Source organism: Nanhaiella sioensis (assembly GCF_046557775.1).
GTDB lineage: Bacteria > Bacillota > Bacilli > Bacillales > SM2101 > Nanhaiella > Nanhaiella sioensis.
On record NZ_JBKAEG010000001.1, the window covers coordinates 3,746,749 to 3,766,467 of the forward strand.

Annotated in this window: 18 protein-coding genes; 13 read left to right on the forward strand and 5 right to left on the reverse strand. The window is 35.5% G+C overall.

Features of this window, described 5'->3' with window-relative positions; all coding sequences use genetic code 11:
- Positions 1–96 precede the first annotated feature (96 nt).
- Positions 97–282: a YlaF family protein gene (locus V1503_RS17465; protein WP_214483194.1), complete on the reverse strand. Its 186-nt coding sequence runs from the start codon at positions 280–282 to the stop codon at positions 97–99.
- Between the two features lie 167 nt (positions 283–449).
- On the opposite strand from V1503_RS17465, the gene typA reads away from it, so the two are divergent.
- The 3 genes from typA (at position 450) to V1503_RS17480 (ending at position 3,162) form a co-directional block, all read left to right on the forward strand.
- On the forward strand, positions 450–2,291 hold the full coding sequence (gene typA / locus V1503_RS17470; RefSeq protein WP_214483195.1) for a translational GTPase TypA: 1,842 nt from the start codon (positions 450–452) through the stop codon (positions 2,289–2,291).
- 251 nt (positions 2,292–2,542) lie between these two features.
- Positions 2,543–2,860: a YlaH-like family protein gene (locus V1503_RS17475; RefSeq protein ID WP_214483278.1), complete on the forward strand. Its 318-nt coding sequence runs from the start codon at positions 2,543–2,545 to the stop codon at positions 2,858–2,860.
- Positions 2,861–2,871: 11 nt separating this feature from the next.
- On the forward strand, positions 2,872–3,162 hold the full coding sequence (locus tag V1503_RS17480) for a hypothetical protein (protein WP_214483196.1): 291 nt from the start codon (positions 2,872–2,874) through the stop codon (positions 3,160–3,162).
- A gap of 152 nt (positions 3,163–3,314) precedes the next feature.
- Here the strand turns inward: V1503_RS17480 and V1503_RS17485 are convergent, their stop codons facing one another.
- Positions 3,315–3,515 carry a YlaI family protein gene (locus tag V1503_RS17485; protein ID WP_214483197.1) on the reverse strand — a complete coding sequence of 67 codons (201 nt, stop codon included), beginning with the start codon at positions 3,513–3,515 and terminating at the stop codon, positions 3,315–3,317.
- 94 nt (positions 3,516–3,609) lie between these two features.
- Between V1503_RS17485 and V1503_RS17490 the strand changes: the two genes are divergently transcribed.
- Positions 3,610–4,062, forward strand: coding sequence for a pyridoxamine 5'-phosphate oxidase family protein (locus tag V1503_RS17490; protein ID WP_410628523.1), 453 nt, complete (start codon positions 3,610–3,612; stop codon positions 4,060–4,062).
- A gap of 113 nt (positions 4,063–4,175) precedes the next feature.
- On the opposite strand, the gene V1503_RS17495 is transcribed toward V1503_RS17490, so the two are convergent.
- On the reverse strand, positions 4,176–4,775 hold the full coding sequence (locus V1503_RS17495; RefSeq protein ID WP_214483199.1) for a YhcN/YlaJ family sporulation lipoprotein: 600 nt from the start codon (positions 4,773–4,775) through the stop codon (positions 4,176–4,178).
- A 224-nt stretch (positions 4,776–4,999) separates the two neighbouring features.
- Here V1503_RS17495 and V1503_RS17500 point away from each other — a divergent pair, with 224 nt between their 5' ends.
- Positions 5,000–6,328: a PhoH family protein gene (locus V1503_RS17500; protein WP_214483200.1), complete on the forward strand. Its 1,329-nt coding sequence runs from the start codon at positions 5,000–5,002 to the stop codon at positions 6,326–6,328.
- A gap of 193 nt (positions 6,329–6,521) precedes the next feature.
- On the opposite strand, the gene V1503_RS17505 is transcribed toward V1503_RS17500, so the two are convergent.
- Positions 6,522–7,016 carry a molybdopterin-binding protein gene (locus V1503_RS17505; protein WP_410628526.1) on the reverse strand — a complete coding sequence of 165 codons (495 nt, stop codon included), beginning with the start codon at positions 7,014–7,016 and terminating at the stop codon, positions 6,522–6,524.
- 136 nt (positions 7,017–7,152) lie between these two features.
- Between V1503_RS17505 and glsA the strand changes: the two genes are divergently transcribed.
- From glsA to pyc, 4 genes are all read left to right on the forward strand, one after another.
- The gene (gene glsA / locus V1503_RS17510) at positions 7,153–8,082 is read left to right on the forward strand and encodes a glutaminase A (protein WP_410628528.1); all 930 of its coding nucleotides are present in this window, start codon (positions 7,153–7,155) and stop codon (positions 8,080–8,082) included.
- A 96-nt stretch (positions 8,083–8,178) separates the two neighbouring features.
- Positions 8,179–8,460 (forward strand): Fpa/YlaN family protein, encoded by a 282-nt coding sequence (locus V1503_RS17515; RefSeq protein WP_320208568.1) that lies wholly within the window; start codon positions 8,179–8,181, stop codon positions 8,458–8,460.
- A gap of 162 nt (positions 8,461–8,622) precedes the next feature.
- Complete coding sequence (locus V1503_RS17520; protein WP_214483204.1) at positions 8,623–9,849, forward strand: FtsW/RodA/SpoVE family cell cycle protein; 1,227 nt, start codon at positions 8,623–8,625, stop codon at positions 9,847–9,849.
- An 85-nt stretch (positions 9,850–9,934) separates the two neighbouring features.
- On the forward strand, positions 9,935–13,381 hold the full coding sequence (gene pyc, locus V1503_RS17525) for a pyruvate carboxylase (protein ID WP_410628529.1): 3,447 nt from the start codon (positions 9,935–9,937) through the stop codon (positions 13,379–13,381).
- Between the two features lie 125 nt (positions 13,382–13,506).
- Here pyc and V1503_RS17530 read toward each other — a convergent pair whose 3' ends face one another.
- Positions 13,507–14,427: a COX15/CtaA family protein gene (locus V1503_RS17530; protein WP_214483206.1), complete on the reverse strand. Its 921-nt coding sequence runs from the start codon at positions 14,425–14,427 to the stop codon at positions 13,507–13,509.
- A 655-nt stretch (positions 14,428–15,082) separates the two neighbouring features.
- Here V1503_RS17530 and cyoE point away from each other — a divergent pair.
- The 4 genes from cyoE to V1503_RS17550 all read left to right on the forward strand — a co-directional run bounded on the left by cyoE (position 15,083) and on the right by V1503_RS17550 (position 19,715).
- Positions 15,083–15,982: a heme o synthase gene (cyoE, locus tag V1503_RS17535; RefSeq protein WP_410629463.1), complete on the forward strand. Its 900-nt coding sequence runs from the start codon at positions 15,083–15,085 to the stop codon at positions 15,980–15,982.
- Positions 15,983–16,111: 129 nt separating this feature from the next.
- Positions 16,112–17,182 carry a cytochrome c oxidase subunit II gene (gene coxB, locus V1503_RS17540; protein ID WP_410628530.1) on the forward strand — a complete coding sequence of 357 codons (1,071 nt, stop codon included), beginning with the start codon at positions 16,112–16,114 and terminating at the stop codon, positions 17,180–17,182.
- Between the two features lie 44 nt (positions 17,183–17,226).
- Positions 17,227–19,095, forward strand: a complete 1,869-nt coding sequence (gene ctaD / locus V1503_RS17545; protein ID WP_214483208.1) for a cytochrome c oxidase subunit I — start codon at positions 17,227–17,229, stop codon at positions 19,093–19,095.
- Positions 19,095–19,715, forward strand: a complete 621-nt coding sequence (locus tag V1503_RS17550) for a cytochrome (ubi)quinol oxidase subunit III (RefSeq protein ID WP_214483209.1) — start codon at positions 19,095–19,097, stop codon at positions 19,713–19,715. The genes ctaD and V1503_RS17550 overlap by 1 nt, the downstream gene beginning before the upstream one ends.
- Positions 19,716–19,719 lie beyond the last annotated feature (4 nt).

Consider the following 19,719-nt stretch of genomic DNA (forward strand, 5'->3'; position numbering starts at 1 on the left):
CCACCCGTTCCGTTACTAGTCGTTTGGGTGGAATGGACTCTAATTTCGGTTTGTTTAAAGCTTGTCAAAACCGATAGTAGGAGCATAAGTCTTCCGTTATAACCTTCCTTGCTCACGCATTTTCTTCTTTGTCACGAATCCAAACCCCATTGCTATAACAAAACTAATACTTGCTGTAATAATACCAATGATATTTTGTTCAGCAATAAATATTCCGACAGACATGATGCAAATAGTTGCGAGAATAGCGAATAATAACATAGTGAGGTTGAGTTTTTTCATATTCGTTAAAAAACCCCCAATTAAAAGTCTCAAATTGAGCTTAAATAATACTTACACCTTTAGTGTACAGAAAAATATCCATCTTTTCTACTATGAATGTGATATAATAGCCTAGTTGGTTTTTTGTCAAGGTAAAATATGAACATCAAATTTAGGAGTTGAAGACGTTGACTATTCGTCAAGATATACGAAATATAGCGATTATTGCCCATGTTGATCATGGAAAAACGACGCTCGTTGATAAATTATTACAACAAGCAGGTACTTTCCGAGTAAATGAACAAGTTGAAGACCGTGCCATGGATTCAAATGATTTGGAGCGCGAGCGTGGTATAACTATTTTAGCTAAAAATACTGCGATTAATTATAATGATTGTCGAATAAATATATTAGATACACCAGGTCACGCTGATTTTGGTGGAGAAGTTGAACGTATTATGAAAATGGTTGACGGTGTGTTACTCGTTGTAGATGCTTACGAAGGGTGTATGCCACAGACTCGATTCGTTTTGAAAAAAGCACTTGAGCAGAATTTAACACCAATTGTTGTTGTTAATAAAATAGATAGAGATTTCGCACGACCAGAAGAGGTTGTTGACGAAGTGATTGATTTATTCATTGAGCTTGGAGCAAATGAAGAACAGCTTGATTTTCCAGTGGTATATGCTTCAGCGATTAATGGTACTGCAAGTACAAACCCTGAAAAACAAGATGAAGATATGAAGGCATTATTCGAAGGAATTCTTAAATACATTCCTGCCCCAATTGATAATAGTGATGAACCACTTCAATTTCAAGTGGCATTATTAGACTATAATGACTATGTAGGACGTATAGGTATCGGTAGAGTATTTAGAGGTACTATGCAAGTTGGTCAACAAGTATCTCTTATGAAACTTGATGGATCTGTGAAGCAGTTTCGTGTGACAAAGATGTTCGGTTTTTCGGGGTTGAAGCGCATTGAGATTAATGAAGCAAAAGCTGGAGACCTTGTTGCAGTGTCTGGAATGGAGGACATCAATGTAGGTGAAACAGTTTGTCCGTTTGATCATGAAGAGGCGTTACCGGTGTTACGAATTGATGAGCCGACATTACAGATGACATTTCTTGTGAACAATAGCCCTTTTGCAGGAAGAGAAGGTAAGTTTGTAACAGCTAGGAAAATAGAAGAACGATTGCTTGCTGAGTTGCAAACAGATGTAAGTCTCCGTGTAGAAAATACTGAATCACCAGATGCATGGATTATTTCTGGTAGAGGTGAGCTACACTTATCAATTTTAATTGAAAATATGCGTCGAGAGGGATATGAAATACAAGTGTCGAAACCAGAAGTTATCGTAAGGGAAATCGACGGTGTAAGATGTGAACCAGTAGAGCGTGTACAAATTGATGTCCCAGATGAACATACCGGATCGATTATCGAGTCAATTGGCGCTCGTAAAGGTGAAATGCTCGATATGATTAATAATGGGAATGGTCAAGTAAGGTTAGTTTTCATGGTACCAGCTAGAGGTTTAATAGGTTATACTACTGAGTTTCTTTCTCTTACTAGAGGATTTGGGATTCTTAACCATTCATTTGATAGCTATCAACCAATGCAGCAAGGACAAGTCGGTGGAAGACGCCAAGGTGTTCTCGTTTCAATGGAAAAAGGCAAAGCATCATCATACGGTATAATGGGGGTAGAAGATCGCGGCACAATCTTCGTAGAGCCAGGTACAGAAGTATATGAAGGTATGATTGTTGGTGAGCATAACCGTGAGAATGACCTTGTTGTAAATATATGTAAACAAAAACAGATGACTAACGTACGTTCAGCAACAAAGGATCAAACAACAACGATGAAAAAACCACGTATCATGTCACTTGAACAATCTTTAGAGTATTTAAATGATGATGAGTATTGTGAAATCACACCTGAATCTATTCGTTTGCGTAAGAAGCTTTTAAATAAAAATGAGCGAGAGAAAATAGCGAAGAAAAAGAAATATGCTGAAATGAACAGCTAAATATTTAACATGTTATTCGTTTTTCAATATAGTATGAAATTGGTCTTGTGGCTGGTATAATTGCATTATAAATTGTATCAGTCACTTGGCTTATGTTATGCAATTTTATAGTTTGGCTTAATTCCTTGACCCACAAAGTAATTGCCTCCTTAGTCTAAAGAGAAAACGTATGTTTAAACTAAGTGATTCTATTCTTGATGGGGAGGGTGGCGATATTGCTTTCTTAATGTAAGGAGGGATTTGAAATGGAAATTGATGTTTCTTCAAGGCTGTCATTTTTTGCCTCATTATATCAAGTAGACGACAATCCAGAATTGGGCATGTGGCTATTATACATAACGATTTTTGCATTAAGTATTGTTGTATATAAGCTGGGCTTTGCTAAAAAACTTCCTTTGTTAAAAAATATTGTGATTTATGCTTTTTTAGCATTAGGTTGTACAGTGTTAACTTTTTTCGGGGCATTTTTACCAATGGCAGAAGGATTGTTTTTTGCAGCGGTTATTTTAATTATATATAAAATTAGATTAAATCAAGCAAAAAAGCACAAAGCAAATACTAATTCCTAGGATGTGCAATCATGAAATCATTACAAGATGCCTTGTATAATTGGTTAAGTATAAAAGTAGTTGCAGATTCGAGAAAAAATGATTCTGCTGCTCAAGATACATACGCACTTTTTACAAATATATTAGTGGATGAACATGGACTGTCAAATATTTCTGTTACTAAAGATGAAATCATGTACTATATAAGTTACTCACAAAATGGAAGTGATTTCAAAAATCGATTTCCTATAGAGTTAATTCACGTCATGTTAGATCAAATTGAACTAGAACCTGAGAAGTATATTAATTATCCTAATGAATAAAGCAAAGGTGGCTCATTACTTATGAGTCACCTTTGCTTTATTTAGAGCTGAATGCTGCTCCTTTTGTATAGCAAAGGATGATCAGTTTTAGGTCGTTTCACTCTTTATTGAATTGACTCCCTATTCAGTTCTACTTTTTCAAGCTTTTTTGTCTACCACTCGTCCTCTGTTTTTTTGTCACGGTATAGGTGAAAATTTCCAGTAGCAAGCCTCATGTTTGTTTTTTCTTCTATGCGTACATAACATGGGTCACACATATATGTATGAATGGGTCTGTTTCTCAGGCGCTTTGCCTGCATCGAATCATCATCAATTGTATTTATCTGGTCACAAAGTACACATTTTACTTTCATTAAAGCACCTCATTAAATAATAATAATTTATTATAGTTTTATCTTACCACAAAAAAAGGTAAGATTATTGTATATATAACTTTGGAGGTGTTTTATGGCAAATCAAGTTGAACCAAAGCTAATTGAACCTTTGTTTTTGGCATTACAGAAGGAACGTTTCGTGACTATTGCGACAGTAGATCATGAAAATGGAGGCCCTATTGTAAGCGCTATTTCATGGGTTTTTGCTCCAGATGAACAACGCATTTATTTTGCGGTAGATAATAGGTCAAGAATGTTGGAAAATATGAGCCAAAATTCACTCGTTGTTATGAATGTTATTGCCAATGAATCAACGTATGCTATTACAGGGCATGCTTCTGTTAAGGAAAATAAAATAGAAGGTATACCACTAAAGCTTGCACGAGTAGAAATACAAATTTCTGAAGTTCGGGATGTTATGTTCTATGGTTCAAAAATTATTAAGGAACCTAAGTATGAAAAAACCTATGATGAAAAAGCAGCTGCTAAACTAGATAAACAAGTAATGGATGCTTTGAAAAAGTAGGACTAATTATATATACCGTTCTGAGTTGGACTTAACTTAGAATGCAATGTACGGAAGCGAAGTAGACAGGGGAGGGAACACTCGGCCGCCCCCTGCTTTTTTGCTTAATTTGTTTAGCCTTGTTGTTCTTCAGACTCCTCTATTTGTTCCTTTTCTAGCTCCTGTTTGTCTTTGTCGTTAAGTTCTCTATTTGGTTTTTTTGTTGGATCTATTTTTCTATTTGTTTCGATAAGGTCGTTGGGAACTTCAGGCATGACTCTATTAACGATTGCAGATAGTTCATCCATAATTCCTTTAATAGGGTGACCATTCCTTATATCTGTTGCCATTTGTTTTAACCTAACATTCGTATCTGGATCCGCTATCACGATGGCATTTGCACCGTAAGGGTCTTTTTTTAAGCTTTCAGCGACTGAATACTTAATCGTACTAACCTTGGACCTATCCAATTGTGAATTGACATCGATTCCTACGACAGCAAAGTCACCTAATACAATAGCTGTTGCATCATTAACATTAGGTATGCTACTAGCTAAATCCACTAAATGTTTAGCCGCTTCCTGCCCGTTTTTTATTTCCTTCGTTTCGTTTGTTGTATTTTTAACATTTATCATTTCAGGTGAATTCTTATGATCATTTGTTTGTTGATTCATGGTACAGCCTATTAATGTGAATAATGCGATAACAATAGTTATGAGTAATTTTCTTGTCATCGTTATCACTCCTTAGTTTTGAATTTGAATAGCTTATATTCTTTGTGATAAACAATTTGATTTTATTGTTTATTTAACCTTCTATCTTTATACGTCCAGACATATATTTTATCAAGCCGTCTAATAGTTTAACACGATATTGAAGGTACTCTTTGAACACAGACGATAAGAGGTTCTGATGTATCTGATAGAACTGAATTATATCCATACAGGGAGGCGGAGGGTTGGATAAGATCTACGTGTTAGATACAAATGTTTTACTTCAAGACCCACATTCAATTTTTACATTTGGAAATAATGAAGTTGTCATCCCAGCTGTTGTTTTAGAAGAAGTTGATTCAAAAAAACGCTATATGGATGAAGTTGGGAGAAATGCAAGACAAGTATCTAAGTTAGTGGATAGCTTTCGGTTAAGTGGAAAACTTCATGAAAAGATTTCATTAGAGAATGGTGGTGTTCTTAGAATTGAATTGAATCACCGTTCTTTTCAGCAACTACAAGATATTTTCGTAGAAAAAACAAATGATAATCGTATATTGGCAGTTGCCAAAAATTTATCAATCGAGGAACAAAACAAAGAAAATGGCAGGTCAGTCATCCTAGTTAGCAAAGATGCTTTAGTTAGAGTAAAAGCGGATGTGTTGGGATTAAATGCGGAAGACTTTTTAAGTGATAGAGTAGTTGATATTGGTCATATTTACTCAGGTTTTACTGATTTATTTGCAAGTACCGAGGATTTTCAACAGTTTTATAATAAAGGCGATCTAACATTAGCTGAAAATAGTAGTAACCAATTATACCCAAACCAATTTATTATTATGAAGGACTCATCTGGTGGTTCAGCATCTGCAGTTGGGATGATCAATGAGAAAGAGCAAAAAATTAGTAAATTGGTCTTTTTACAAGAACATGTATGGGGGATTAAGCCTCGTAACGTCCAGCAGATGATGGCTTTAGAGTTATTGCTAAGAGAAGATATATCACTCGTTACATTAATTGGTAAAGCGGGGACAGGTAAGACGTTACTTACGTTAGCAGCGGGACTTTTACAAACAGAGGATTTATGTATATATAAAAAATTATTAGTTGCAAGGCCCATTGTACCTGTTGGTAAAGATATTGGTTTTCTACCTGGGGAAAAGCAAGAAAAACTGCGACCGTGGATGCAACCCATCTTTGATAATTTGGAATACTTATTTAATACAAAGAAACCAGGTGAATTAGATGCGATCCTTGCTGGGCTAGGATCAATTGAAGTGGAAGCACTAACTTATATACGTGGAAGAAGTATACCAGAACAGTTCATCATTATTGATGAAGCTCAAAATTTAACGAAGCATGAAATTAAAACAATTTTAACAAGAGTAGGAGAAGGAAGTAAGATAGTGCTCATGGGTGATCCTGAGCAAATAGATCATCCTTATTTGGATGAATACAATAATGGCTTAACTTATGTCGTAGAAAAGTTTAAAAATGAAAGAATTGCAGGGCATGTGAAACTCATAAAAGGAGAACGTTCCAAAATAGCGCAATTAGCAGCTGATATATTATGAAGGAGCACCATCTTATTAAGGTGGTGCTCCAGTTGTTTTTAGCGATCATTTAACCACTTTTTCTTTTGTGTTAGGTGCATTTTTACATGCTACCTTGTTGAAGATATATATGATTGTCATCGTTGCACAACAGGAAAAATGCTACGGACTCAATGTAAGACCTTGCGCTTCTCATTAAATGTAGGAAACAGTCTTATTTAACAATGAACTTTCTTATATGTGTGATCGGCCTTTCCTTGTTAGACCCATCAGCAAAATATATATGTATTGGCCCATTATCTTTTAAAGGCTCTCCGTTGTTGGAAAAAGCTAAAATAGTATCTGCAGCTTGTGAGAGTGAGATTGTAATGGTTTCTGTGTGAGTAACTATATCTAATGCTGTAGCATTTTGTAGCGGCTGTGCATTTTCTAAAAAATGTTTAAGTAAAATACCGAATGAACCAGTTAAAGCTTTTTCCTTCTCAAATTTTTTTTCCGTTCGTAATGTAGGTGGTGAAATCGCCCCTTCGCTGATTTCACGTTCCCATTGCTTTGAGACATTAGTTACATTACCATCAGACTTATCTGCCTCTTTATTTGAAGAAAAGAATGATTTTAAATTAATTCGTCTGTCATCAAATATCCAAACTGCGGGATCAAGTGTGATTTTAAATGCTACATTGCCTTCGATCATTACAATTGATGTCACTAGAATCAACCTTTCTACTTATTTCATTAGCAAAAGTATAGCGTGTTTTTAAATAATTGTCATCAGTACATCATGAAACTTTCAGACCTGGACAAGATAAATATACACTAACAGTGAGAAACTAAGGAGAGATATTATGGCTTGTAAATCCGCTAGTGAATTAGAGCGAACTGTTAATGCAGCTAGAGAATGTATACAGTATGGTAATGTGGCAGCATACATACCCGCATTAGCTAAAGCTAATAAAGAAGATTTAGCTATAGCTCTATATTATCCTGATGGTACGTGCAATTCTGCTGGAGATGTGAATAAAAGGTTTACTTTGCAAAGTATATCAAAGGTAATTAGTTTAGCATTAGCTTTAATGGAGCATGGAGAAAAATATGTTTTTTCTAAAGTGGGGATGGAGCCAACTGGTGACCCCTTTCATTCAATTGCTAAGCTAGAAACAACAGTTCCTTCCAAGCCTTTAAACCCAATGATTAATGCAGGTGCTTTAGCCGTAACAAACATGATAAGCGGTAACACAGCAAGTGAACAAATTAATAATTTTACATCATTTGTCCGTAAACTTACAGGTGGTGATCATATCTCATATTCGTCTGAGGTTGCGGATTCAGAGTTTCATACAGCATATCTAAATCGGTCTTTAGGTTACTATATGAAAGAACATGGGATTATAAATGGAGATATAGAACGGCTATTGGATGTATACACGAAACAATGTGCAATAAATATTAATTGTATTGAATTAGCGAAAATAGCATTAGTTTTTGCGTTTGATGGTACCAATCCTTACACAGGAGAGAGAATCATTCCTGCACAAATAGCGAGAATATGTAAAACTTTTATGGTTACATGTGGAATGTATAATGCATCTGGAGAGTTTGCAATTAAAATCGGCTTACCTGCAAAGAGTGGCGTTTCTGGAGGGATTCTTGCAGTGTTACCTAATAAATTTGGAATTGGTATCTATGGACCATCTTTAGATGATAAAGGTAATAGCATTGCTGGACTAAAGATGCTTGAAATACTTTCCACAACATTCAAGTTAAGTATATTTTAGTATTGAAAAATCGCTTTTTTCTTGCTTTTTTCCTTTTTTCACGGTAATATTTATAGATAGGATTGGGGTAGTCGCTCGTGAACGGAGGGATTAATTTTGACGGCTGAAATTGCAACAAATGAACGTGAAAAAGCATACAGTCTCTTAAAAGCTGATGCTGCAAAAATACTGAAGTTAATAAAAGTTCAAATGGATAACTTAACGATGCCGCAGTGTCCATTATATGAAGAAGTACTAGATACGCAAATGTTTGGCTTATCTAGAGAAATAGATTTTGCAGTAAGGTTAAGGCTTATAGAAGAACAACAGGGTAAAGAGTTACTGGATCAATTAGAGAAGGAGCTTTCTTCCCTACATGAAGCATCGACGAAAAAATAATATGCATTAACTCAAACTATGAAGATGGTTTGAGTTTTTTTATAAACATTACATATCTTAGAATATTCAGTTTTTAACAAAACGTCAAAGGTTTTTCGTAGTTTAATGGAGAATAATATTTATAAAAGTTTTTGTATTAATATGTAGTTAGGAAGAGGATATATGATAAAAAAAATGTTCAAATCATATGATTATTCAATTGTAGTTGCTGTATTGCTATTGAGTGTCTTTGGATTATTGATGATATATAGTTCCAGTACTGTTATATCGGTAACAAGGTATGATGAATATACAGGTGGGCAAAGTGACTTTTTTTTTCAGCAACAAAAAAAATGGCTAATAATTGGTTTTATAGCATTTCTATCGACCATGATCTTTCCGTATAAAGCGTATGCATCAAAAAAGATTCTTCAAGGCATTGTGTTAGGTATTATTGCCTTGTTAATATTTGTATTCTTTTTAGGTCACACAGCTGGTAATGCCCAAAGTTGGTTAAAGTTAGGTATTATTCGATTACAACCATCAGAGTTTGCTAAGATGGCTGTCATTATATATCTAGCTGCTGCATATTCAAAAAAGCAATCATACATAAATCAATTTGATAGGGCAGTTTTGCCACCAATAATTTTTGTGGGATTTATTTGTATTTTGGTTGTTCTACAGCCTGATATTGGGACAGCTACTATCATTGCAATGATTGCGACCACAATAATTATGTCATCTGGTATGGGGATAAAAAATTTAATTAAACTAGGTATGTTAGCTCTTGCTGGCTTAATTTTAATTACACCTATATTCGTTATTTTCTCGAATCAGATTTTTACAGAAAAAAGGCTGGGGCGACTTTATGGTTATTTAGATCCGTTTGCAAATGAGGATATAGTTGGTGGTGGTTACCAGCTAGTTAATTCGTACATAGCTATAGGGTTAGGAGGTTTAAACGGTTTAGGACTTGGAGAAAGTATTCAGAAGTTTGGTTATTTACCGGAATCTCATACAGACTTTATTATGGCTATTATCGCAGAAGAGTTAGGATTGTTTGGAGTTACCTTTGTGTTATTTTTATTATTGTTTATTATCCTAAAGGGGTTTCTTATTGCTCGAAAAAGCAACGATCCATTTGGCAGTTTACTTGCTATTGGCATTTCGTCAATGATAGGTATTCAAACCTTCATTAACTTAGGCGGGGTAACCGGCTTAATCCCGATTACAGGTGTTCCACTACCTTTTATTAGTTACGGTGGGTCATCATTTTTATTATTAATGATTTCAATGGGAATTCTAGTTAATATATCGATGTTTGTTAATCGTCAATTGGATAAACCACAAGAAATGAATGAGCAACCAATTAAGCACCAACAAACTTTCCGAAAACCAATTTCATATTAAATCCATCGTATGTCACAATATGTGCTAACACTGTTGCACTATTTTTTCATAACTTATTATACTTACACAGTCAAGGGGGAAAACAATGAAAACAAATCGTCGCATCAAGAAACTACTAGTAGCAAATCGTGGAGAAATTGCGATCCGAGTATTTAGAGCTTGTACAGAACTAAACATTCGTACTGTAGCGATTTATTCAAAGGAAGATACTGGATCTTTTCATCGATATAAAGCAGATGAAGCTTATCTTGTAGGTGAAGGAAAAAAACCAATTGACGCATATCTGGATATCGAAAACATTATTGAAATTGCAAAAACTAACAATATTGACGCAATTCACCCTGGATATGGATTTTTGTCTGAGAACATTAATTTTGCTAGGCGATGTGAGGAAGAAGGGATTATATTTGTCGGGCCTCAATCGAAGCACTTAGATATGTTTGGAGACAAGGTAAAAGCAAGAGATCAAGCTGTTTTAGCTGATATTCCTGTTATCCCAGGTAGTGATGGTCCAGTTAATAGTGTTGAAGATGTGGAGTTATTTGGTAAAACCCATGGTTATCCAATTATCATTAAGGCTTCCTTAGGTGGTGGTGGACGTGGGATGAGAATTGTTCGCAGTGAAGCAGGAGTCAAAGAATCTTACGACCGTGCGAAATCTGAAGCGAAGGCTGCCTTTGGTAATGATGAAGTATACGTAGAAAAATTGATAGAACTTCCAAAGCATATTGAAGTACAAATACTAGGGGATCATGAGGGTAATATTGTTCATTTGTTCGAACGAGATTGTTCTGTACAGCGTCGTCATCAAAAGGTTGTAGAAATTGCACCTAGTATTAGTTTGTCAGAAAAGCTAAGAGATGATATTTGTCAGGCCGCTGTAAAACTAATGAAGAATGTTGATTATATAAATGCTGGTACAGTTGAATTTCTAGTATCGGGAGGAGAGTTCTATTTTATTGAAGTCAATCCTAGAGTGCAGGTGGAGCATACAATAACTGAGATGATTACAGGTATTGATATTGTACAATCTCAAATTCTTATAGCTGAGGGACAAGGGCTTCATAGTGATAAAGTAGGGATTCCTAGTCAAGAGCAAATTATTACTCATGGCTTTGCAATTCAATCTCGTGTTACGACGGAAGATCCATTGAATAACTTCATGCCAGACACAGGTAAGATTATGGCATATCGATCTGGCGGAGGCTTTGGAGTACGCTTAGATGCGGGTAATGGATTTCAAGGAGCGGTTATTACGCCCCATTACGATTCACTCTTAGTCAAGCTATCAACGTGGGCTTTAACTTTTGAACAAGCTGCTGCAAAAATGGTTCGAAATTTAAGAGAATTTCGAATACGTGGTATTAAAACAAATATACCGTTTTTGGAAAACGTAGTTAAACACCAAAAATTCCTGACAGGTGAATATGACACTTCATTTATAGATACGTCACCAGAATTATTTGTATTTCCGAAGCGAAAAGATAGAGGAACTAAAATGCTTTCATATATCGGAACGGTGACTGTCAATGGTTTCCCAGGAGTAGAAAAAAGAAAGAAGCCAGTATTTGATAAACCTCTAATTCCTAAATTAAAGAGCTCAGAACAAATGCCATCAGGTACAAAGCAAATTCTTAATGATTTTGGTGCTGACGGACTTGTTCATTGGATTCAAGAGCAAAAGCAAGTGTTGCTCACAGATACCACTTTCCGTGATGCTCATCAATCTTTATTAGCAACAAGATTCCGTACAAATGATTTAAAGCAAATTGCCGAACCAACAGCTCGCTTAATTCCTGATTTATTTTCAATGGAGATGTGGGGAGGAGCGACATTCGATGTTGCGTATCGGTTCTTGAAAGAAGATCCGTGGGAACGTTTATTAACATTAAGAGAAAAAGTACCGAATGTATTATTTCAGATGCTACTCCGAGCATCAAATGCAGTTGGTTATAAAAATTATCCAGATAATGTAATTCGTGAATTCGTAGAGAAATCATCTCATGCAGGAATTGATGTTTTTAGAATATTTGATAGTCTAAACTGGGTAGAAGGAATGAGGCTTGCGATAGACTCAGTTCGTCAAAATGGGAAGATCGCTGAAGCAGCAATTTGCTATACAGGTGATATTACTGATCCAACTCGTACGAAGTATGATTTAACATATTACAAAAACCTTGCTAAAGAGTTAGAGCAATCAGGTGCACATATATTAGGCATTAAAGATATGGCAGGTTTGTTAAAACCTCAGGCAGCCTATGAACTAATTTCATCCCTGAAAGAAACAATTGATATTCCTATCCATTTACATACGCATGATACGAGTGGTAATGGAATTTTGATGTATTCAAAAGCAATAGATGCAGGGGTTGACATTGTAGATGTAGCTATGGGCTCAATGGCAGGGTTAACGAGTCAACCTAGTGCAAGTACGCTATGTTATGCATTAGAAGGGTCTGACAGAATGCCAACAGCAGACATCAATGGTTTAGAGCAGTTATCTCAATATTGGGAAGGTGTCCGAAGTTATTACCAAGATTTTGAAAGCGGAATGAAAGCCCCACATTCAGAAGTATATATTCATGAAATGCCAGGTGGTCAATATAGTAATTTACAACAACAAGCTAAAGCTGTGGGACTTGGAGAAAGATGGGAAGAAGTCAAACGTATGTATCGAAGAGTAAATGATATGTTTGGTGATATTGTTAAAGTTACCCCATCATCTAAAGTTGTTGGTGATATGGCGCTGTATATGGTGCAAAATAACTTATCTGAAGAGGATGTTTATGAACGAGGAGAAACGTTAGATTTCCCTGATTCTGTAGTTGAGTTGTTTTCTGGGTCATTAGGTCAGCCTTATGGTGGATTTCCGAAAGAATTACAACGCTTAATTCTAAAAGGACGTGAACCAATAACTGATAGACCGGGTGAACATATTGAGTCAGTTGATTTTTTTGCGATAAAAGAACAGCTGTTTCATACATTAAATAGGCAAGTAACTGATTTTGATGCCATCGCATATGCATTATATCCAAAAGTGTTTATGGATTACATTAAAACAGGCGAACAGTTTGGCAATGTCTCAAAACTAGATACTCCGACATTTTTATATGGTATGCGACTTGGAGAAGAAATTGAAGTAGAGATAGAACAAGGTAAAACTTTAATTGTCAAATTAGTTTCCATCGGACAGCCACAAGCTGACGGAACTCGTGTCGTTTATTTCGAGTTAAATGGTCAACCACGTGAGGTAATTATCAAAGATGAAAATGTAAAATCTACGGTGGTTACTAAATCAAAAATGGATAAAAACAATCCGAATCACCTCGGAGCCTCTATGCCTGGTACTGTTTTAAAAGTGTTAGTTGAAAAAGGGGAGAAAGTCAATAAAGGAGACCATTTATTGATTACTGAAGCTATGAAGATGGAAACAACTGTACAAGCGCCGTTTGCTGGTACAGTAACGGCTATACATGTTTCATCGGGTGAAGCAATTCAAACAGAAGATTTATTAATTGAACTATCACAATAGTTATGTAATATTAACATAAAAAAAGGTCTGACTTTACGCTATCGTTCTGTATATAAGACTTCTCCTTGTCTTATATACAGAAATGTAGGTGTGTAGTCAGACCTTTTTGAAACTCTAAGTAATATTTAATCTTGCAGCTTTTCATTCCTGGTACTTCTGGATGCTAATAAAACTAAATAACTTAATACACCGAATAAACATGAGATAAATAATGCATGTAATAATGCAACTATCAGATTTAATTTACTAAATATGATGATGGCACCAGTGATAACTTGTAATATTACGAGTGTGCACGCGATAACCCATCCCCATGTAATAACTCTTTGGTGTTTATGGTGTTTTAATGCCCTCATTGTAATAAAGATAATCCAAATGAAGATTATTCCTGCTGCAAACCTGTGACCCATTTGTATCCATTCATGGCTCGTAGTAGGCAACCCCCAGGCATTATTATTATTACACATCGGCCAATCTTTACAGACTAGGCTTGCGCTTTTATGTCTTACTAATGCACCAGAATATACTACTAAATAACTATAAATCGTTACTGCATATATATGCCATTTCATTTTAGATGCGATGACTATTTTTTCAGCATCAAATTTTTTATCAACCTCAAAGATGAGCAATGTTAATAATAGAACCGAAGCAAAAGAAATTAATGATATACCGAAATGTAAGGCTAGTACAAATGATGATTGTCCCCACATGACAGCAGCTGCACCAATTAAAGCTTGCATTAATAAGAATACAAATGAAATAATAGCTAAAGGCTTCGTTTCTCTTATATGCCCAATCGATCTCCATGACCAAATAGAGAGGATAAGAACCATTATTCCTACTGTGCCTGAGACGACACGATGACTTAGTTCGATGACTTTTTCAGGTGAAATATTACTAGGGATTAGTTCGCCCTCACATAAAGGCCATGATTTTCCACACCCCATCCCCGAATCTGTTTTTGTTACAAGGGCACCCCCTATTAATATAAAGAGCATACCGATGGTCGTTAAGACCGCAAATAATTTTAATCTTTTGTTCACTACATCACCTTCATATGTAAGAAATGAAATAACGGTCACTTAAGCAAATAACCAAACTTTATGATAGCGAAATTATGTATAAATAGCAAAGGAAAAATGCATAGTAATATTTCTGACATGTGGGATATATAATAATGAAAATAGTTAATTCATATATTAAAAAAGTTTTTGCTCATATTCTTTCATAAAAAGATTGTTTGATCTTATTGTTTCAGAGAAAAGGTAATTGTCAATGGAATAGCAACATTTAAAGTTTGTTAAACCCTACACACATAGTGTTTATAATACCTTTTATGTAAATAATATGGATAAAATAACACAAATTTGTGAACGTTTTACTAATTTTTTTTACTTGATTTATTATAGACAAAAAAAAAACAAAATTTATTCAAAAAAAATTCACAAAACCATCTCGAAATGTGATTTAATATACAGTGATACTATTTGGCTAACTCAAAATTGTGCTTTAATAGTTAATAAAGTCACACTACTTAGTTAAATCTGTTCTAAGTAATACTACATAACAGTTTAAATGCTTTGTTTTTACTAGAATTGAGCATCATATTATTATACTGAAGTGAAAAGTAATACTATTAGAAATTAACTGAAGGGGGGAATTTGAATGTCTAATACGAGGACGCTAGACGAAACAAATATGTTGGAGCAAAGCACTCAACATCATTTACACGAGACAAGCGTTTGGAAGGACTTTCTTGCTCTAATTAAAATAGGGATTGTTAATTCTAATTTAATTACGACATTTACCGGATTATGGCTCGCCATGTATTTTTCAGGTGTAGGTTTTTTCGAAAATATAGATGTTGTTCTATTAACTTTAATAGGCTCAGCATTAATTATTGCAGGTTCTTGTAGTCTAAATAATTTTATTGACCGAGATATAGATCACTTAATGGATAGAACAAAACAAAGACCTACTGTGACAGGCAAAGTTCAACCATCACAAGTGTTAGCTTTAGGTCTATTGTTGACAGTAATTGGCACAGGGATATTAGCGTTTACAACTATAACTGCTGCTGTTATTGGGTTGATCGGTATTATCTCATACGTTATTTTATATACGATGTGGTCAAAAAGACTTTACACTTTAAATACAGTAATTGGAAGTATATCCGGAGCAGTACCGCCATTAATTGGCTGGGCTGCAATAGATGCTAATTTACATAGTGTTGCTTGGATTTTATTTATCATCATGTTTGTATGGCAGCCGCCACATTTTCTGGCGCTTGCAATGAAACGTGTGGAAGAGTATAGAGCTGCAGGAATTCCAATGCTCCCTGTTGTTCATGGATTTGCGATCACCAAGCGACAAATGGTTGTTTGGGTTGCATGTCTCCTACCATTACCATTTTATTTATTTGCACTGGGAATCCCGTTTTTAATTTTAGCTACTGTTCTCAATGTAGGATGGTTGGCTTTAGGGTTAGCTGGTTTTAAGATGAAAGACGATGTGAAATGGGCACGCTTAATGTTTGTATACTCACTTAACTATTTGACCATTCTGTTTGTAGCAATGGTTGTCGTGACAATTATATAATTGTTAAAGTCAATGTATAGTTGTCTTCTTAATTGTAGAAGTTCTTTCTCTAATAACATATAGCTGTTAGAAGGAATTTATTTTATTATATTTTAGAAACATTAAATGAAAGAGGGGTATGAAGAAGCTATGAAAAAGTGGCTACATAATTGGCGCTTGATTTCTGTAATATCAGTCATAGCGTTATTTTTATCAGGCTGTGGAAAACCATTTTTATCCACACTACAGCCAGCGGGAGAAGTAGCAGAAATGCAATATGACCTAATGATTTTGTCAGCAGTAATAATGGTCCTTGTTATTGTTGTTGTCACAGTTATTTTCATTTTTGTCTTATTGCGTTTCAAGGAACGTAAAGGGGAAGAAAACAAAATTCCTAAGCAAGTAGAAGGAAGTCATAAACTAGAAGTGATCTGGACTGTTATCCCGATTATTTTATTGTTAATTTTAGCTGTTCCAGTTGTTAAAGCGACATTTGAACTAGCTGACGTGACTCCAATGCTAGAGGAAACACGCGATGAAAATGCTGTAGTAGTTAATGTAACTGCTAATTTATATTGGTGGGAATTTGAGTATCCAGATTACGGCATTATCACAAGTCAAGATTTAATCGTTCCAACAGATGAGCGAGTATATTTTAATTTAATCGCTTCAGATGTTAAACATTCATTTTGGGTACCTGCTGTTGGTGGGAAAATGGATACAAACACGGATAACACAAACCAATTTTTCTTAGAGTTTGATTCTGCCAAAACAGAAGAAGCTGGCGGCGTTTTCTGGGGTGAATGTGCTGAATTATGCGGACCGTCACATGCGAAAATGGACTTCAAAGTGAAGCCGTTATCGAGGGATGATTTCGATAGTTGGATTAGCAAAATGCAAAATGCTACTACCCCTGTGGCTTCAACTGATTTAGCAGTCCAAGGTGAGGAAATATTTAATAACAGCTGTCTTGCATGTCATGCAGTTTCACCAGAAGACACAAGACCTTTTGGAGCTCGTATCGCACCTAACTTGGCTACGTTCGGTGAACGTGAAACAATTGCAGGTGTCATAGATCATAATGAAGAAAATTTAAGAGCTTGGTTAGAGGATCCAGAACAATTCAAACCAGGAAATAAAATGTCTGGTACATATGGGGATTTACAACCTAATGATATGGATGCTTTAGTCGAATATTTAATGGGACTGAAAGTAGAGTAAATACTAGGGGATTGATCTTTATATATTAAAGGGAGGTAACATTTGTGAGTACGTTAACTCAAAAAAAGGGGTTTGGTGCTACAGTATGGGATTATTTAACGACGGTTGACCATAAAAAGATAGCGATCCTATACTTAATTGCCGGAGGATTTTTCTTTGTTGTCGGCGGACTAGAAGCACTATTTATCCGCATACAGTTATGGGCCCCGGATCAAGGATTTTTTGTTGGTGAACTATACAACCAAATATTGACGATGCACGGAACTACTATGATATTCTTAGCTGCGATGCCGCTCGTTTTTGCGATGATGAACGCAGTAATGCCAATCCAAATTGGTGCTCGTGACGTAGCATTTCCATTTTTAAATGCACTAGGATTTTGGTTGTTTTTCTTTGGTGGAATCTTTTTAAACCTTAGTTGGTTTTTAGGTGGCGCACCAGATGCGGGTTGGACTTCATATGCTTCACTAGCATTAGAATCCTCCACACATGGAATTGACTTTTATACCATCGGATTACAAATTTCTGGATTTGGTACGTTAATTGGTGGTATTAACTTTCTTGTAACGATTATTACTATGCGTGCTCCTGGAATGACATATATGCGTATGCCGTTGTTTACATGGTCAACATTTGTCACTTCAGCACTTATTTTGTTTGCGTTTCCACCATTAACAGTTGGATTTTTCTTAATGATATTTGATCGTTTGTTCGGTGCAAATTTCTTCGATCCAGCTATGGGTGGTAATACAATTATTTGGGAGCATTTATTCTGGATTTTTGGACACCCAGAAGTGTATATTCTCGTACTGCCGGCATTCGGTATTTTTTCAGAGATTTTTGCAACATTTTCGAAGAAAAGACTATTTGGTTATTCATCAATGGTTTTTGCAACAGTATTAATTGGCTTTTTAGGCTTCATGGTTTGGGCTCACCATATGTTTACAGTTGGTTTAGGACCAATTGCCAATGCAATATTCTCTGTAGCTACGATGGCAATTGCGGTACCAACAGGTATTAAAATCTTTAACTGGTTATTTACAATGTGGGGAGGAAGTATTCGCTTCACTACTCCGATGCTTTATGCAGTAGCATTTATACCATCATTTGTAATGGGTGGAGTAACTGGTATTATGCTTGCTGGTGCTGCGGCCGATTATCAATATCATGATAGTTATTTCGTCGTTGCACATTTCCATTACGTAATTGTCGGTGGTGTAGTTCTTGCATTATTTGGAGGGGCACATTATTGGTGGCCAAAAATGTTTGGTACTATGCTAAATGAGACACTTGGAAAAATAACTTTTTGGCTATTCTTAATTGGTTTCCACTTGACTTTCTTTATTCAACATTTCTTAGGTTTAATGGGTATGCCTCGACGAGTATACACATTTGCAGAAGGCAAAGGATTTGAAACCGGGAATCTAATCAGTAGTATAGGTGCTATCTTCATGGCCGTAGCAACTGTCATTTTATTAGTGAATGTCATTATTACTAGTATTAAAAATGAAAAAGTTGGCAATGACCCTTGGGGTACTGGGCGAACTTTAGAGTGGGCAATAGCTTCACCTCCACCATTCTATAACTTTAAACAAACGCCATTAGTACGTGGATTAGATGCATTTTGGATTGAAAAGATGGAAGGTAAAAAAGAAATGACACCTGCTGAGCCATTAGGTGATATTCATATGCCTAATTCATCTATTTTACCATTCGTTATGTCACTAGGTTTATTTATTTCTGGTATCGGAATCTTATTTATAAATGATTATAGTTGGGGATTATTCGTTGGAATTTTAGGTGGTTTAATTACGTTTGGCGCGATGTTCCTACGCTCTGTAATTGACGATCATGGATTCCACATTCATAAAGAAGAATTAGTTGAAGATGATAATAAGGGGGTAAAGGCATAATGCATGTTGAAGAAAAATTAACAGCCGAAACATTTCCTGCTTCACCGGAAAAAGCTACCCTCGAAGGAAAGAATAAATTTTTAGGATTTTGGTTTTTCTTAGGTGCTGAAACAGTTACATTCTCTACATTGTTCGCTACTTATTTAGCTTTAAAAAATAGTACGAATGGTGGACCTTCGTCAGAAGAATTATTCCAATTACCAATAGCTTTTGTCGCTACTATGCTGTTACTGACAAGTAGTTTAACGAGTGTGTACGCAATGTATCACATGAAGAATTTCGATTTCAAAAAGATGCAACTATGGCTAGGTATTACATTGTTCCTTGGTGCAGCTTTCCTTGGCTTAGAAATTTATGAGTTTATGGAATATGTGCATGAAGGTCATACGTTTACAAGTAGTGCATTTGGTTCTGCTTTCTATTTTCTAGTTGGGACGCATGGAGCTCACGTTGCTTTTGGTTTAGTATGGATATTAACGTTAATGATTCGTAATAGCAAACGTGGTTTAGACTTGTATAATGCACCTAAATTTTATGTTGCGAGCCTTTATTGGCACTTTATTGATGTAGTATGGGTGTTTATTTTTACTGTAGTATACTTAATGGGAGTGGTGGGATAAATTT

What these genes read in the sequence shown, in the direction of transcription:
- V1503_RS17465 (WP_214483194.1), bottom strand. Translation starts at nt 282, where the DNA reads ATGAAAAAACTCAACCTCACTATGTTATTATTCGCTATTCTCGCAACT.
- V1503_RS17480 (WP_214483196.1), top strand. Translation starts at nt 2,872, where the DNA reads ATGAAATCATTACAAGATGCCTTGTATAATTGGTTAAGTATAAAAGTA.
- V1503_RS17485 (WP_214483197.1), bottom strand. Translation starts at nt 3,515, where the DNA reads ATGAAAGTAAAATGTGTACTTTGTGACCAGATAAATACAATTGATGAT.
- V1503_RS17490 (WP_410628523.1), top strand. Translation starts at nt 3,610, where the DNA reads ATGGCAAATCAAGTTGAACCAAAGCTAATTGAACCTTTGTTTTTGGCA.
- V1503_RS17495 (WP_214483199.1), bottom strand. Translation starts at nt 4,775, where the DNA reads ATGACAAGAAAATTACTCATAACTATTGTTATCGCATTATTCACATTA.
- glsA (WP_410628528.1), top strand. Translation starts at nt 7,153, where the DNA reads ATGGCTTGTAAATCCGCTAGTGAATTAGAGCGAACTGTTAATGCAGCT.
- V1503_RS17520 (WP_214483204.1), top strand. Translation starts at nt 8,623, where the DNA reads ATGATAAAAAAAATGTTCAAATCATATGATTATTCAATTGTAGTTGCT.
- pyc (WP_410628529.1), top strand. Translation starts at nt 9,935, where the DNA reads ATGAAAACAAATCGTCGCATCAAGAAACTACTAGTAGCAAATCGTGGA.
- cyoE (WP_410629463.1), top strand. Translation starts at nt 15,083, where the DNA reads ATGTTGGAGCAAAGCACTCAACATCATTTACACGAGACAAGCGTTTGG.
- coxB (WP_410628530.1), top strand. Translation starts at nt 16,112, where the DNA reads ATGAAAAAGTGGCTACATAATTGGCGCTTGATTTCTGTAATATCAGTC.
- V1503_RS17550 (WP_214483209.1), top strand. Translation starts at nt 19,095, where the DNA reads ATGCATGTTGAAGAAAAATTAACAGCCGAAACATTTCCTGCTTCACCG.